Below are 16,503 nucleotides of genomic sequence, written 5' to 3'. Positions count from 1 at the left end.
TAGAAGGTGATTTAGTTGGCAAGAGAGATGACTTTTAAAATGGAGAGGCCGGGGCTTCTTCATGAAGGAGATAAGATCACAGTTACAGAGGGTGTTCTTCCCAGTAACTATTATTACACGATTGATCCATCGCTTGCGATGTCTGGAAATTTCCCGTTTAGAGACAGAATGCTCGAGAGGGAAGGCGTTGTGACCAAAGTAGAAGAAAATGCAAGAGGCTTCTACGTTACAGCGGTGTTCGGACAAGAACAGAACACTTGACGAAATCTATTATAAATAAAACGCAGGAGGACAACATTATGGAGTACGTATCAACAAGCAAGGCACCGGCAGCAATCGGACCTTATTCACAGGCTATCAAGGCAGGAGATTTTCTTTATGCTTCAGGACAGATACCGATCAATCCTGAGAATGGCGAGATAGAGGCAACTACAATTGCTGATCAGGCAGACAGAGTTTGCAGAAACATTGGGGAAATCTTAAGCGCAGCCGGAACAGACTATGAGCACGTTGTTAAGACAACTTGTTTCCTTGCTGAAATGTCTGATTTTGGTGCATTTAATGCAGTCTATGAGAAGTATTTTGTTGGTAAGCCTGCCAGAAGCTGCGTAGCAGTTAAGCAGCTTCCAAGAGATGTTCTCTGTGAGGTAGAGGTAGTAGCTTATCTGGGAAACTAATAATGTTGGAGTGGGGATGAAGAAAAGAGTTGTTGCCGCTATTATGTGCATAGCTTTTGCCATTTCAGGCTGTGGAAGTCTGGCAGGCAGACATAATATCGATTCTGGATTTGCATATATTGAGAGCCGTGACTATGAAAACGCTCTTTCAAGCTTTGAGGCTGCCAGTGAAAAAGGTGAGGATGAATGCCTGATACACAGGGGAAAAGGCATAATAAATCTGAGGACAGGCAACTATCAGGGCGCTGTAGACGAGCTTTTGGCATCACTTGCCGCTGACGAAGGAATAGTTGATGACATGGACTTTGACACCAACTATTATCTTGCTGAAAGCTATTATCGTCTTGGGGATTATTCCAAGGCAAAAGAGGTGTATGATGCTATTATTGCGCTGCGCAGCAAGGACAGTAATGCATATTACCTGCGCGGAGTCTGCGAGCTTGCGGCATCAGGGCATGACAGCGCGTATTCAGATTTCACCAAGGCCATAACCCTTAATTCAAGGGATTATCAGATGATAATCCTGATCTACAAATCTCTTGCTCACTACGGTTACGAGGAAGAGGCCAGGAACATATTGCAGACAACTATGGAGAACGGCAGCTCTTTTATGACCAACTATGAGAAAGGGCAGATTGCCTATTACCTTGGCAATAATGCGGAAGCTCAAAGTTTCCTTGAGGCCGCCAGAAGTGAACGTGATCAGGAAAAAGAGCCGGTGGTTCTGATGCTCGGACAAACAGGCGAAAAACAAGGCGATTATAACTATGCTATAAGCGTTTATAAAACATATTTGAGTGAGAATCCGGCAAGCGCGATCGTGTTTAACCAGCTTGGAATGTGTCAGATCAAGCAGGGAGATTATGATGGTGCAGTCTCGTCTTTTGAAGCGGGGCTTAATGTCGATGATAAGGGTGTCAATCAGGCCCTTAGGCTCAATGAGATCACAGCCTATGAGTATAAGGGAGAGTTCAGTACAGCCCAGTCACTTATGACTTCTTACCTTCAGGATTATCCTGAAGATTCTGCAGCCATAAGAGAAAATATTTTTCTTTCAACAAGATGAGTAACAAAACCCGCATTTATTGCGGGTTTAATACTATAACGATAAGTATATTATTTGCATTTATAAATATAGTATTTCGGGGGCAGGTATGAAAATAAGTGTATATAATGAGTGGGACCATGTGGATAAAGCATTTTCTGAAGGCGGTGATAATGTGGTCCTTGCTTGGGATGGTGAATATAGAAAGGGCGATATTATTGAGTTTTCCGGCATGACACAGGGAAAGTATTACGTGGTCAAAGTGGATGCAGCTATTGACCCTGCCCTTGTGATGGTAGAACAGGAGTCAGTAATGTTTCCTGTTCCTTTTTATGAGAAAAAGACAAGCTATAATCCACTCGCATTCTGGGGAAACAGACATTATGTGAGCATCAGGAGTGCTGCTGACTACGAGATAAAAGGCTATAGAAATCTTGCGCTTAATCCCTTTGATCAGCATGAAGGAACCGGAGTTTATCCACATGCAAGTGCAAATGTTGAGACCAGGGGAGAAGCAGTTTTTGCTGCAAGAAATGCCATAGATGGATGCATAGCTACCCTTTCTCACGGCGAGTGGCCATATGAATCCTGGGGGATCAACAGGCAGGATGATGCGGAGTTTACTTTGGATTTTGGAACTGAAGTTGATTTTGATAAGATAGTTCTTTATACGAGAGCAGATTTTCCGCATGACAACTGGTGGGTGGAGGCTACATTTTCTTTTTCCGATGGAACAAGTGAGGTTGTCCATATGGACAAAAAAGTGGCCGAGCCTCATGTATTTGAAATTAAGAGAGAAGGGATCAGATGGCTTAAGCTTGGTAAACTTATAAAGGCTGATGATCCAAGCCCTTTCCCTGCACTTACGCAGATTGAAGTGTATGGTAAGAATCATAATTAGGGAGTTCGAGAATAAAGTATTGTTCTTTCATTGGCTAGATTTTTGATGAAGTAGATCAATTTATATATAAGTAAGTTGGTTTATTATGAATGAGTCATTACACTGGGGTGGTGCAAAATGGGAAGAGTAAAGAGAACGCTGACAAGCGATCATTTAGCTAAGACATCGCGCTATTTGGGGTATAACAGATACCCTGATATTTCAGACAGGAAGGCATGGGGGTCACTGTCTGATGAGCTGCAACGAAAACTGATCAAGGCTGGGGAAGAGGCTGTGGAAGAGCCTTGGACGCAGCTTCTTATTTCTGATTTTACTGAGTTTGGGAAATCAGGAAACAGAGTCCGCTTCGAGGACAAATATTTTCCAAGACGAAGAAAACTAAATAACCTTGTAATGGCTGAGTGCGTGGAGAATAAGGGAAGATTTATTGATGACATTTTAGACGGGCTCTACCTTATCCTCGATGAGACAACCTGGTGCCTTCCACCACACACAAGCTACGAAAGAGATGGAGCGCAGGAGAGAGTGCCTGATGTGACCAGGCAGATCATAGATCTTTTTCAGGCAGAGAGCGGGGCTGAGATTGCGTACACTGAATATCTGTTAAGACCTGTGTTTGCTGAAATCAGTCCGCACATTAGTATTTATGTAAATGAAAGGCTTAAAGAGCGCATTTTTGAGCCATATATGAATCAGTTTTTCTGGTGGATGGGTGATGGAATCCAGACTATGTGCAACTGGACCCCATGGATTGTACAGAATGTTCTGATCTGCGCGCTTACAAGGGAGAAAGGGACTTTTTCAGAGGAAGAGATCAAGAATTTTCTTCAAAAAGCTGCGGTTTCCTGTGATTATTTTCTCGATGAATACGGGGACGACGGAGGCTGCAACGAGGGAGCTCAGTACTATACTCATGCAGGCCTATGTCTCTTTGGCTGTCTTGAACTTATAGATGGTGCAACAAAAGAAGATAGTAGCAGATATGCTGAGATTGATGATGATGGACAGGTTATTGTTCATGATCCTGGCAGGAAAACTGCAGATCAGGCATGCTATGAAACCTTTGCAGGGATATATAATGAACCTCTTATACGCAACATTGCAAACTTTATAGTCAAGATGTACGTGGGCGGTGGCTACTACGTAAATTTTGCAGATTGCAGTGCTCTTGCAGGAGGACGGACAGCAAGGGAATTTCTGTTTGGAAAGGCTGTAGGAGATGAGACTCTTGCAAGCTTTGCTGCCGAGGATTTCAGAAGAGAAAGTGATAAAGAGCAGATAATAAGCAGTGAGATAAATCTCTTTTACCATGTGATGCAGGCCTTTGCCTATGATGAGATGATGGCCTATCCGGTATGCAATAATCTGGCGGAAGATTCCTGGTTTGAGAGTATGGGTTTGATGATTGCGAGAGATAAGACCTACACTCTTGCAGCCAAGGCAGGTGATAACGGAGACAGTCACAATCACAATGACGTTGGCTCTTTTACCCTGTATAAAGAGGGAAGGCCCTTTGTAATAGACCTTGGAGTTGGAACCTATACCAAGAAAACTTTTTCAGACAGACGCTACGAGCTGTGGACAATGCAGTCACAGTTCCACAATCTGCCTACATTTATTGATCGCAGTGCAGATGGTGGTGTGGATAAAGCCGGGGATTTATCTGATAGTCAAAGAAATGGCAGACTGGCATTTGAACTAGGCAATGACCCTGCTGCAGATGCGCACAATACTCATATTGTAATGCAAAAAGATGGTAAAAAATATGCGGCAAAGGACGTTCTGTGTTTGCTTGGAAATACAGGAAAAGAGCCTGAAAGCTGGCCGGAGAGAGCTTTACTTGAAATGGAGATTTCAGGGGCATATGCAGAGAAAAAAGTAAAGAGCTATAAGAGGAAAATTGCTTTGAATAAGGGTGATACGGTTTCGCCTGTGGTTATCAAAGACAATTATGAAGGCAGTATTCCCGCTTATATGAGCATCATGACTTATGAAAAGCCTGAAGTTGTAGGAAATGGTAACTCTAATGCGGCGGAAGGTTTAAGTAAAAACAGCTTCCAAAATGCTGATGGGCCATGCGTTATAAGAGTTGGAGATATTGGAACTATAACTGCGGTAAAAGGTGTGAAGAGTGTTCTGATTCGGGAGTTCGCCATTACTGATCAGAGGCTTATGAGTACCTGGAAGCACAGCGTCTACAGGATTTTGTTTGAAATGGATGAGCATGCAGGGGAGTATGAATTGGTGCTTAAGTAACTGGCATGCATACACGGTGTTTGAGTAATATGAGAGGATAAGGGTATGAATATAGCAGAAACAGACAAGAAATGGATAAAGGAAGCTTTGAATAAGTTTGCCTCCAAGATGGAAACTGTAGTAGAGCGCAATCAGGGGAAGATTCCTTATACTACAGATGATGAGGGCAGATTTGATGATCGCTCAGGAGAAAAAGATATCTGCTGGTGGACTAATGGTTTTTGGGGTGGCGAGCTCTGGCAGCTCTATAAGCTTACAGGAAAAGAGATATTCAGGCAGGAAGCCATCTCAACTGAAGATAAAATGGATGCTGCCTTTATGAATTACAACGGAATGGATCATGATGCGGGCTTTAGATGGCTGCCTACATCAGTAGTCAGATATAAGCTTGAAAAAAATGATAAGTCAAAAAACAGAGCTCTTCTTGCAGCGGCAAACCTTGCCGGACGCTTTAACTTAAACGGTAAATTCATCAGAGCATGGAATGACTGGGGAGATGACAGAGATACCACAGGATGGGCAATCATAGACTGCATGATGAATCTGCCTCTTTTGTACTGGGCATCTGAGGAGCTTGGGGATCCAAGATTTAAGGCTATTGCTGTTGCACACGCAGATACAGCCATGAAGAGCTTTATCAGAGAGGATGGATCTGTAAGACATATTGTTGGCTTTGACCCTGCATCAGGAGAGTATCTTAGAGATTACGGCGGACAGGGCTACGGCGAAGGCTCATCCTGGACAAGAGGTCAGAGCTGGGCACTTTATGGATTTGCCCTCAGCTACAAATATACAGGCGATAAAAAATATCTTGATACAGCAAGGAGAGTTGCAGACTACGTTATTTCAGAGCTTGACAGTAAGTTTCCTGAATACCTGGTTCCTGTGGATTACAGGCAGCCAAATGAGCCTTATTATGAGGATTCAACGGCAGCAGCTATTACAGCGGGCGGACTTATTGAGCTTGCAAAGTGCCTTGGTTATGCAGAAAGTACAGATGATCAGAATTCATCAGTAAATTGTAGTGCAGATCGGCAGAACTTATCAGATAAGTGTCAGAGAAATACTGAGTCTGATGACAAGTATCTCACAGCAGCAATTAAGCTTTTAAAGACTCTCCACGAGAAGAGATGTGGCTACAGCCTTGATAAGGACAATGTCCTTGAAAAGTGCACAGCTGCTTATCACGATGAGAAGCATGAGTTTGCAATCATCTACGGAGACTATTATTATCTCGAAGCTTTGATGAAGTTAGAGGGACTTGCATTGACAATATTCTGATCTATGAAAGAAAGTGAACGACCTATCATGACCTTTACACCTACAACTACAGATTTCAACTTAAGCCCATACACAGGTCTTACCAGACAGAGCTGGATTGAGGCAGCAGAGTATTTGCTGGGCGGAGTATTTGGAAATATTAAGAATATAGAAGATCCCGTTGTCATGCCAAGGTATGAAACAGAGGTAACCTATCCTTCTAAGGATGCCCCTGAGTGGCGCATTAAGGCGGAGATATTTGAGGGACTTTGCAGATCTTTTTTCATATCAGCTCCGCTGATACACATTGAGCCTGATCTTGAGCTTAATGGGATAAACGTAAGAGAATACTACAAGAAGCAGGTTCTCTACGCGGTTACAAAAGGTTCAGCCAATTATGTCCTGAACTACTCAGATATGAGAGCTATTGATAAGAGCAATAACCCGACAGCCTGCTATCAGCAGACTGTAGAGACAGCGGCTCTTGTAATATGCCTGTGGCTCTGCCATGAGGAAATCTGGGATACTTATACCAAAGAGGAAAAAGACCGCATAGCAGCCTTTCTGACAGACTTTGCCCATTCCAATACGGTTCCACAGAACTGGCGTCTTTTTAATATGCTGGACATGGCTTTCTTATATATGAACGGGTATCCGATTGATGAGGATATCATGCGTGATCATGCTCAGAATATTCTTCATTATTATGTTGGAAGCGGCTGGTACAGAGACGGACAGTCTTTTGATTACTATTCCTGCTGGGCTTTTAATATGTATACTGCCATCTGGAACAACTGGTATGGTTATGAAAAAGAGCCTTATATTGCCCGCAAATTCGAAGAAAACTCAAATGAACTTATGAAGACATATCCTATGTTTTTTGACAGGGATGGTTTTACAAATATGTGGGGCAGGAGCGGGATTTACAGAAATGCTGCTACAAGCCCCTTTGATGCTAACTTCATGCTCAGGGAAAATACGATGGACCCGGGACTTGCAAGGCGCATATGTTCAGGTTCTCTTCTTCAGTTCCTGCAAAGAGATGATTTCCTTTGGAACGGCGTTCCGACACTGGGCTTCTATGGCCCGTTTATTCCGCTTGTTCAGGGATACTCCTGCGCAGAATCTCCAATGTGGCTTGCAAAAGCTCTTTTATGCCTGCATCTTCCTGAGGATCATCCATTCTGGACCGCAAAAGAAAATAACGGCTTCTGGGAAACTATGTCTCATAACGAGACAAGAGTCACCACTCTTGACGGCCCGGCACTTTGCATGGCAAACCATGAGGCAAACGGGATTACAGAGCTTAGAACCGGCAAGATTGTCAAAGATAAATCGGATATTCATGGAATATGGAATTACGGAAAGCTTGTATTTAATACCAAGTTTCCGTGGGAATCAACACCACAGGGAAAGATTTTTGGCGTTAATTGGGATGCTGGAAATTCAGATAATAATGCAAACGGGCATGCAGATAGAAGTGCGGATATAAGTGTAGATGGAAATACAGCATTTCTTGAGGAAGATCAGTATTCAACAATTCGTCCTGAGTCACAGCAGTATGTTCTTCAGTACCTTGATGAGAATATAGATGCTGTTGCCAGCTTTACTCCTAATGCCACTTTCTGGCATGGAGAAAAAGAAGGCGTTCTCTACCGCAGACAGTTCTGGGAGTATGGGACTGATACGGAAACTCATTGGCGCACAGCTATTGATCTTGCTGACTTCGCCATGCCTTACGGAATAATGAGGGCTGATAAGATCAGACTCTTTAGAAGACCTATTCGCCTTACACTTGGCTCTTTTGGCTTCCCTGATAACGGGACAGATATCCAGATAAGAGAAAAGGACGGTTGCAAGGCTATTATCCTAAAGGGCAAGGATTACACAGGAAAGAATAAGCAGCTTGCGTTTACTATTATGGATGGCTGGAGCGATATTAAGCTTATAAAGAGCACGGACACTAACCCTGACAGTAAGAATTCAATTGTTGTTTATGCTGAGACTACCAGAAACAAACAGTATGGATATGAGCCATATTTCCTTATTTCTCAGACAATCACCAGGGAGGATCTGACTGACTTTTCAGATGAAGATCTTTTCCCGGTAAAAGAGATAGTCTATACAGATAAAGAGAAGTGCGGCGGCTATGGGCCTGTGACCATAAAGCTTAAAAATGGCCAGGTGAAGGTAATAGATTTCTATGGTATTGAAGGAAAACTATTGCTTTGATTGGGAAGTACACTCACAAAATTATTTTGAAAAAAAATAATGTTGTGGTAAAATCTACGGTATATATGCCAAGCTGGAAAAAGCGGTTTGCATATTATAGAAGCATTAGGTAAATAATATGATGTAGATGTCAAAAGTGAATTTTTACATATATATCATAGTATTATAAGAAGTTTTATTTATAAGGAGTACAGTATGTCAGAAGTATATAACCATCACGCAGTGGAACAGAAATGGCAGAAATACTGGAAAGAGAACGAGACCTTTAAGACTGATGTCTGGGATTTCTCCAAGCCCAAGTATTATGCACTTGATATGTTTCCTTATCCTTCAGGCGTAGGTCTTCATGCAGGTCATCCAGAAGGATATACAGCTACAGATATCATGTCACGTATGAAGCGTATGCAGGGATATAATGTCCTTCATCCAATGGGATACGATTCATTCGGACTTCCTGCTGAGCAGTATGCGGTTACAACAGGTAACCATCCTGCAGGATTTACAGAGAAGAATATTGAAACTTTCTCCAAGCAGCTTAGAGAACTTGGCTTTGACTATGACTGGTCCAAGATGATCGCAACAAGTGATCCTAAGTTTTATAAGTGGACACAGTGGATTTTCAAAAAGCTCTATGAGGCTGGCTATGCCAAGCATATTGACATGCCTGTTAACTGGTGTGAGGAGCTTGGAACAGTTCTTTCCAATGATGAGGTTATCGACGGTAAGAGTGAGCGTGGTGGATACCCTGTAGTCAAGAAGATGATGAAACAGTGGGTTATCGATCAGCAGGCTTTTGCTGAGGAACTTCTTGACGGGCTTAATGAAATTGACTGGCCTGAGTCTACCAAAGAGATCCAGCGTAACTGGATCGGCAAGTCTACAGGTGTTGAAGTAGACTTTGATATTGTAGGCGGAGGCAAGTTCTCCATTTTCACAACCTGTATCGAGACTATTTATGGTATTACATTCATGGTACTTGCTCCGGATGGAGAAATAGTTAAGAGCCTCATGGACCGTGTAGAGAATCCTGAGGAAGTACAGGCATATATTGATGAAACACTCAAGAAGAACGATCTTGATCGTACAGATCTGAACAAGACCAAGTCAGGCTGCCCACTTAAGGGAATCTATGCGATCAACCCTGTTAATGGCAAGGAAGTTCCTCTGTTTATGGGTGACTTCGTACTTGCAAGTTACGGAACAGGTGCTGTTATGGCTGTTCCTACACATGACCAGAGAGACTTTGAGTATGCACAGGTTCATAACCTTCCTCTTATTCAGGTTATTAACAACACTGAGGGAACAGTTGATGTTTCCGAGCATGCATTTGAGAAGCAGGATTATCTTGGCAAGGGCTGCATCCTTATGAATTCTGAGGAATTCAATGGCATGACAGTTGAAGAGGCCAAGAAGGGCATTACCAAGAAGCTTGTAGACATGGGTGTTGCAAGAGAGAAGGTCAACTACCACTTCCGTGAGTGGATCTTCGCAAGACAGCGTTACTGGGGTGAGCCTGTTCCTTGTGTTTACAAGGAAGATGGCAGCATTGTATTCCTTGATGACAGCGAGCTTCCTGTAGTTCTTCCTGAACTCGAGGATTATAAGGGACGTAATGGCAAGGCTCCTCTTGAGAATGCAACTGAGTGGAAAGCTTATGACAAGAACGGAATCAAGGGCACAAGAGAGACATCTACTATGCCTGGTTCAGCCGGATCATCCTGGTATTACATGAGATATATTGACCCTGATAACGACAATGAATTTGCTAATCAGGAACTTCTTAAGCATTGGATGCCTGTTGACCTGTACGTTGGCGGACCTGAGCACGCAGTAGGACACCTTCTGTACTCACGTATCTGGAACCGCTTCCTTTACAACAAGGGACTTTCTCCTGTAAAAGAGCCATTCAAGAAACTGGTTCATCAGGGAATGATCCTTGGAGAAAATGGTATCAAGATGGGTAAGCGTTTCCCTGAATTCGTTGTTAACCCAAGTGATATCGTAAGAGATTACGGTGCAGATACACTCCGTCTCTATGAGATGTTCATGGGACCTCTTGAAGTATCCAAGCCTTGGAACTCCAACAACGTAACCGGTGCCAGAAAGTTCATCAACCGTGTATATACATTCTTTACAGAGCCTGGAAATATCACTGATGAGAACAATGGTAACCTCGAGAAGATCTATCACCAGACTGTCAAGAAGGTTACAAACGACTTTGAGGTACTTGGCTTTAACACAGCTATTGCCCAGATGATGATCTTTGTAAATGCAGTTTACAAAGAGGGAAGCTGCCCAAGAGAATATGCAGAGAACTTTATCAAGATGTTGTCTTGCATCTGTCCACATGTTGGAGAGGAAATCTGGCAGATCCTTGGACATGACAACACAATTGCTTATGAGCCATGGCCAACTTATGACGAGTCTAAGTGCGTTGAGGATACAGTAGAAATTGCTGTTCAGATCAACGGTAAGGTTAAGGCTACTCTGAATATTGGCAAGGAAGACCCCAAGGATGAAGTAATTGCCAAGGGTAAAGAGCTAATTGCTGATAAGCTTGAAGGCAAGAATATTGTCAAAGAGATTTATGTACCCGGACGTATCGTAAATATTGTAGTTAAATAATCGCCATATTTTGACTTCTTATACGCAAAGATGAAAAATGTGCTTAAGAATTAATCTATGGATAATAAAAAGAGTGTCTGCTAAGTTAAAGCGGACACTCTTTCTTTATTGCCTTTTTATTCGCTTTCCACCCGTCGGTTAGTCGCTGTAGCTTACATCCATATTGGCGTAAACTGTATAATCCGGATACTTTTCTTTTATCTCTTCCAGAACCTGATTAAAGATAGCAGTTCTGTTAGGAACAAAATCCATTACAAGATCAAATCTGATCTCTTTTCTCTCGAAGTTAACAAAAAATCCGTGCATCTGAAGAACTTCATTGTGAAGTGATGCAATTCTTGATACTTCGGCTCTGAATGCAGCAACCTTGGAATCTTTGGTGTTTATAGAGTAGACACCGACTGAAACTATGGAGATATGATGCTCAACGTATACTTTCTGCGTGATGTCTCTTGTAATGACATCAATCTTGTCAGCGGTGTAAGTGTCAGGAATTTCAATGTGAACAGAAGCCAGCACTCTGTCAGGACCGTAATCACTGAAGAGAAGATCGTAAGCACCCTCGACACCTTCAACAGACAGAATGGTCTTTTTAACTGCCTGAGAAGTATCTGCGCTGATCCTTTCGCCAAGGATCTGGCTTACAGTATCTCTTAACATTTCAAAGCCGGATTTGATCAGCACCAGAGATATAATGGCGGCAAGCCAGGATTCGAGGGATATTCCCGAGAGGATGAAGATGAGAGCTGCAACTAAAGTGGCTACTGAAATAATTGCATCAAATCTTGCCTCTGTTCCTGATGCAACCAGGGATTCGGATGAAACCTTTTTACCGGTATTAATAAAAAACTGGCTGAGAGCGACCTTGAAGATTACGGCAACAGCCACAATAACCAGCATGACAGTACTGTAATCTGCGGGCTCAGGATTGATAATGGCCTTTACAGATTCCTGAAAAGAGGTGATACCTGCATAGAGGACAATGATTGAAATGACAATGGCACTCATGTATTCAATTCTGCCATAGCCAAGAGGATGTTTTTTGTCAGGGGCCTTACCTGCGAGGGCAGTACCGATGATTGTTATAACAGATGAAAGCGCATCACTTAAATTGTTGACTGCATCAAGCATAATGGCAATAGAACCGGATATGATCCCAACAACGAACTTAAAACCTGCCAGAAGTATGTTTACTACAATACCAATTATGCTGGTCCTGATAATGATTCGACCTCTGTCTGCAGCTGAAGCTGTAGCTGTATTTATTGATGAACCTTTTGATTTATCTGACATATTAGTCTCCTTTATAAAGATTTGTACACAATTGTATTTTAACATCACTTGCTCAATAAACATAATTAAAAAAAGATATAACTCAAAAAAATAAATTCAAAAATGAAACAAAATATATTGACAGTTCTTTTTACCTATGTATAATAATAAATATAAAAATGAAACAAAATAATCCGAGCACTGAACAGGGCTCAGATAGAAGGGAGATCAGAATGCTTTCAGAGTACAAACACCCATATGTGACAGTTGATCTTCTACTGTTTTCTGTAATTGATGGTCAGTTGGCAATCAATCTCACAGTAAGAGATGAAGAGCCGTTCAAGGATATGTACGCGTTGCCCGGTTCTTTTATCAGGGAGAATGAATCCGCTGAGGGAGCGGTTGAGAGGCTGTTATCTGACAAACTTGAATTGTCAGGACAGATATATACAGAACAGCTTATGACTTTCTCGGATGTTAACAGGGATCCTAGAGAAAGAGTCATCTCAATAGCTTACATAGGCATCATTCCGGACAAGGCTATGGTGAATGTGCCGTGGATGAAGTGGTTTACAATTCAGAGTTCTAATGTAGGCAGCTACAAACTTTGCCAGGTGGATGGTGATGAGAGCTTTATCTGTACATGTCTTGGATTTGACCATGACAAGATGCTGGAGATAGCGATAGACAGATTGAGGGGCAAGATAGACTATACAGACATTATTTTCAAATTCCTTAAGGACTCCAAGCAGTTCACAGCCGGGACACTCAGGGAGATATATCAGTCAGTGACTGGTCAGGAGATCAACAGAGGAAATTTTACCAAGTATCAGATGAATACTTACATGGAGCATGGACTGATCAAGAAGACAGGATCAATTTCAATAGGTAGGGGAAGACCTGCAGATACATATTCATACATAGGAGGAGACAGATTATGGATAAAATACTAGTTGTTGTAGACATGCAGAATGATTTTGTTACAGGTTCTTTGGGGAGTGCAGAGGCACAGCAGATAGTTCCTGCTGTTGTAGACAAGGTTAGGAATTTTGACGGAACAGTAGTTTTTACAAGGGATACACACCATGAGAATTACATGGAGACCCAGGAGGGCCACAATCTTCCGGTTCCTCACTGCTACGAGGGAACAGAAGGCTGGGAGATAATCCCTGAGCTCAAAGAGCTTTCTCAGGGCAGGAAAATTTTTGATAAGCCTACTTTTGGCAGCATTGAACTTGCAAGTTTTATCAGGGATGAGGCTGATAAGAGAAATGGTCAGCTTGAGGTTGAACTCATCGGCGTGTGCACTGATATCTGTGTTGTCAGCAATGCTCTTATGATCAAGGCATACAACATTGAGGTTCCTGTATCTGTTGATTCTAAGTGCTGCGCAGGAGTTACACCCGCTGCGCACGATGCAGCCCTTGCAACCATGAAGAGTTGTCAGGTCAAGGTTGCTTGATCACCGGATTTATCAGTACCGGTTTTATTAAAAGGTAACATGGAGGCACAAGAGATGCGAACAGGCCTTGTTTTTGGAACTTTCGCGCCGATGCATTTAGGCCATATGGACGTGATTGATATAGCAAAAGAGGAAATGGATAAAGTAATAGTTATCTGCTGCGGTCATGAGGGGGATCGAGGATATCCTACATTTCCTCTTGATAAGAGATATGAGCTTGCGGCAAAAGAATTTACTGATGACGAGAAGGTTTTTGTAACCAAGCTTGTTGATACAGATCCCAAGATCAAAGAGCACTGGGATCAGCAGCAGATTTGGAACTACTGGGTGGACAGGATACTACTCCATCTTTTCCAAAAAGAACTAATAACTGCAAGAGATGAACTGTGTTTTTACACATCAGAGGCAGATTACGCAGAGCTTATAACATCAACCCCTCAGCACATAAGAGTTCATCTGTGCCAGAGAAACAGACCTGTAAGCGGCACAATGATCCGCAGTGATCTTGAAGGAAACCTTGATAAAATAGTCAGCTCTTTTGCCGGGTATATAAGAGAACTTCGGAAATAACGATCATATTAAAGATAGCTACGATCCGCCAATATAGATTACGAACAGAGAATACTAATAATGAAAAGGGGAACATATATTATGGAACGTATTATTACATCACTTCTTGAAACAGACGCTTATAAATTTTCTATGGGACAGGCAATCTACCATCAGTTCAGCGACTATAAGACAACCTGGACATTTAAGTGCAGAAACAAGGATGTACACTTTACTAAAGAGATGGTTGAAGAAATCAAGAGACAGATCAAGGCTTATTGCGAGCTTAGATTTACAGAAGAGGAACTTGAATATCTTGAAAATATTGTCTGGATCAAGGGCTCTTACGTAGATTTCCTGAGACTCTGGCAGGCTAGATTTGATGACTTTACGATTGATGACAACGCTGAGTGCGGTCTTAATATTGAAACAAAGGGTACTTGGCTCAATACTTCAATGTACGAGATCCCGACACTTGCAATTGTCAATGAAGTATATTTCAGAATGCAGTATAACTATGATGAACTCTTTGAGAGCTTCAAGAAAAGACTTGCTCAGAAGGTCGAGAAGGTAAAAGACGGAACCTACAAGCTTGCAGTTTTCAGTGAGTTTGGACTTCGCAGAAGACTCTCAGCTGAGGCTCAGGACCTTGCAGTCAAGACTCTTGCTGAGGCAGATTTAAAGGATTCCAAATTCCTTGGAACATCTAACGTTTACCTTGCCAAGAAGTACAACGTAACTCCGGTTGGAACAATGGCTCACGAGTGGATCATGTGCTCAGGCCAGGGCAATCACAAACACAATCCGGCTTATTCTAACTGGTATGCCCTTGACGCATGGGTTAAGGAGTATGGAATCTTAAACGGAACAGCACTTACAGATACCATCACTACAGATTGCTTCCTCAAGGACTTCCAGCTCACATATGCCACACTCTTTAGCGGTGTTCGCCATGACTCAGGAGATCCTGTTGAATGGGGTGAGAAGATGATAAGACACTATGAGGGCCTTGGAATCGATCCTAAGACCAAGACACTTCTCTTTAGTGACAGTCTTGATTTTGAGAGAGCAGACAAGCTCTTTAGACATTTTAACGGAAAAGCCAGAGTTGGCTTTGGAATAGGTACTTACATTTCAAATGACACAGATGTTGAACCACTTAATATCGTAATGAAGACAACAAGATGTAATGGACAGGACGTAGCCAAGATTTCTGATGTTAAGGGCAAGGGAATGTGCAAGAATCCTGAATATGTTGACTATCTGCAGAGATGTATCGACTGGAGACTTACTCACGAGACCAAAATCTGATTTTTTCTAAAAAAAGGTAAGTTAACGCAGAAGCGTATGTTGCCAAATGACAGTAATATGCTATGAACAAAGAGGTGATGGCTATGGATTATTTACAGAATTTTGATGCAGCCAGGAAGATAGAGGAGATTACAGCCTGGATAAGAGAGTGGTTTGATGAGAACGGACCAAAAGCCAGTGCAGTTGTTGGAATTTCAGGTGGAAAGGACTCTACTATAGTTGCAGCTCTTTTGACAAGAGCTTTGGGAAAAGAGAGAGTTGTAGGAGTCTTAATGCCTGACGGAGAGCAGAAGGATATAGATGACTCCAAAAAGGTGGTAGAACTTCTGGGAATTAAAAATTATGTTGTTAACATTCATCCTGCAGTTGCAGGGCTGTACGAGGCTATTGGAAATGCCAAGGTTACAGACCCATTCTCCAGTGAAGATGAGAAGACCGGTGAGGACTCTAAAAATGCACTGTCCAAGGATTCAATGATCAACACCCCGCCCAGGATCCGCATGGCAACTCTATATGCAATAGCTCAGTCCCTTCCAAACGGAGGAAGAGTTGCAAATACCTGCAACAGATCTGAGGATTATGTTGGATATTCAACCAAATACGGAGACGCTGCGGGCGATTTCAGTCCATGTTCCGATTTTACAGTAACAGAGATGAGGCTGATTGGAGATGCGCTTGGACTTCCTGCAGAACTTATCCACAAGACACCATCGGATGGACTTTCAGGCATGTCGGATGAAGACAAGCTTGGATTTACCTACGATGAGCTGGATAGGTACATATTTACAGGCGTACTTGAGGATGAGGATAAGAAAAAGAAAATAGACCATCTTCATGCTATAAATCTTCATAAGCTCAGACTTATGCCGATGTATAAGAATAATTTAATATAAATATAATAAAATAGCCAAAG

General features: G+C 42.3%; 14 protein-coding genes. 13 read left to right on the top strand and 1 reads right to left on the bottom strand.

What is annotated here, in order from left to right:
* Positions 1 to 15: 15 nt before the first annotated feature.
* The 8 genes from BPR_RS10885 to leuS all read left to right on the top strand — a co-directional run bounded on the left by BPR_RS10885 (position 16) and on the right by leuS (position 10,996).
* Entirely contained in the window at positions 16 to 261 is a 246-nt protein-coding gene (locus BPR_RS10885) for a hypothetical protein (protein ID WP_013281537.1), read from the top strand.
* Between the two features lie 38 nt (positions 262 to 299).
* Complete coding sequence (locus BPR_RS10880) at positions 300 to 677, top strand: RidA family protein (protein ID WP_013281536.1); 378 nt, start codon at positions 300 to 302, stop codon at positions 675 to 677.
* Positions 678 to 693: 16 nt separating this feature from the next.
* Complete coding sequence (locus BPR_RS10875; protein WP_042256953.1) at positions 694 to 1,743, top strand: tetratricopeptide repeat protein; 1,050 nt, start codon at positions 694 to 696, stop codon at positions 1,741 to 1,743.
* A gap of 88 nt (positions 1,744 to 1,831) precedes the next feature.
* Entirely contained in the window at positions 1,832 to 2,623 is a 792-nt protein-coding gene (locus BPR_RS10870; protein WP_013281534.1) for a carbohydrate-binding protein, read from the top strand.
* A 117-nt stretch (positions 2,624 to 2,740) separates the two neighbouring features.
* Complete coding sequence (locus tag BPR_RS10865; RefSeq protein ID WP_013281533.1) at positions 2,741 to 4,879, top strand: heparinase II/III domain-containing protein; 2,139 nt, start codon at positions 2,741 to 2,743, stop codon at positions 4,877 to 4,879.
* 45 nt (positions 4,880 to 4,924) lie between these two features.
* Positions 4,925 to 6,160: a glycoside hydrolase family 88 protein gene (locus BPR_RS10860; protein WP_013281532.1), complete on the top strand. Its 1,236-nt coding sequence runs from the start codon at positions 4,925 to 4,927 to the stop codon at positions 6,158 to 6,160.
* Between the two features lie 3 nt (positions 6,161 to 6,163).
* Entirely contained in the window at positions 6,164 to 8,371 is a 2,208-nt protein-coding gene (locus BPR_RS10855) for a DUF2264 domain-containing protein (RefSeq protein ID WP_013281531.1), read from the top strand.
* 195 nt (positions 8,372 to 8,566) lie between these two features.
* Entirely contained in the window at positions 8,567 to 10,996 is a 2,430-nt protein-coding gene (gene leuS, locus BPR_RS10850) for a leucine--tRNA ligase (RefSeq protein ID WP_013281530.1), read from the top strand.
* A gap of 138 nt (positions 10,997 to 11,134) precedes the next feature.
* Here the strand turns inward: leuS and BPR_RS10845 are convergent, their stop codons facing one another.
* Positions 11,135 to 12,289, bottom strand: a complete 1,155-nt coding sequence (locus BPR_RS10845; protein WP_042256951.1) for a cation diffusion facilitator family transporter — start codon at positions 12,287 to 12,289, stop codon at positions 11,135 to 11,137.
* A gap of 158 nt (positions 12,290 to 12,447) precedes the next feature.
* Here BPR_RS10845 and BPR_RS10840 point away from each other — a divergent pair, with 158 nt between their 5' ends.
* From BPR_RS10840 to nadE, 5 genes are all read left to right on the top strand, one after another.
* Complete coding sequence (locus BPR_RS10840) at positions 12,448 to 13,221, top strand: NUDIX hydrolase (protein ID WP_013281528.1); 774 nt, start codon at positions 12,448 to 12,450, stop codon at positions 13,219 to 13,221.
* A complete protein-coding gene (locus BPR_RS10835) occupies positions 13,206 to 13,730 on the top strand; it encodes a cysteine hydrolase family protein (RefSeq protein WP_013281527.1) in 525 nt (174 codons plus the stop codon). Before BPR_RS10840 ends, BPR_RS10835 begins: the two co-directional genes overlap by 16 nt.
* A 54-nt stretch (positions 13,731 to 13,784) precedes the next feature.
* Complete coding sequence (locus BPR_RS10830; RefSeq protein WP_013281526.1) at positions 13,785 to 14,300, top strand: adenylyltransferase/cytidyltransferase family protein; 516 nt, start codon at positions 13,785 to 13,787, stop codon at positions 14,298 to 14,300.
* An 81-nt stretch (positions 14,301 to 14,381) separates the two neighbouring features.
* Positions 14,382 to 15,590 carry a nicotinate phosphoribosyltransferase gene (gene pncB / locus BPR_RS10825; RefSeq protein WP_174261969.1) on the top strand — a complete coding sequence of 403 codons (1,209 nt, stop codon included), beginning with the start codon at positions 14,382 to 14,384 and terminating at the stop codon, positions 15,588 to 15,590.
* 83 nt (positions 15,591 to 15,673) lie between these two features.
* Complete coding sequence (gene nadE, locus BPR_RS10820) at positions 15,674 to 16,483, top strand: NAD(+) synthase (RefSeq protein WP_013281524.1); 810 nt, start codon at positions 15,674 to 15,676, stop codon at positions 16,481 to 16,483.
* Positions 16,484 to 16,503: the final 20 nt, after the last annotated feature.

Source organism: Butyrivibrio proteoclasticus B316 (assembly GCF_000145035.1).
Classification (GTDB): Bacteria; Bacillota; Clostridia; order Lachnospirales; family Lachnospiraceae; genus Butyrivibrio; species Butyrivibrio proteoclasticus.
This window is presented reverse-complemented; position numbering and strand designations above follow the sequence as displayed.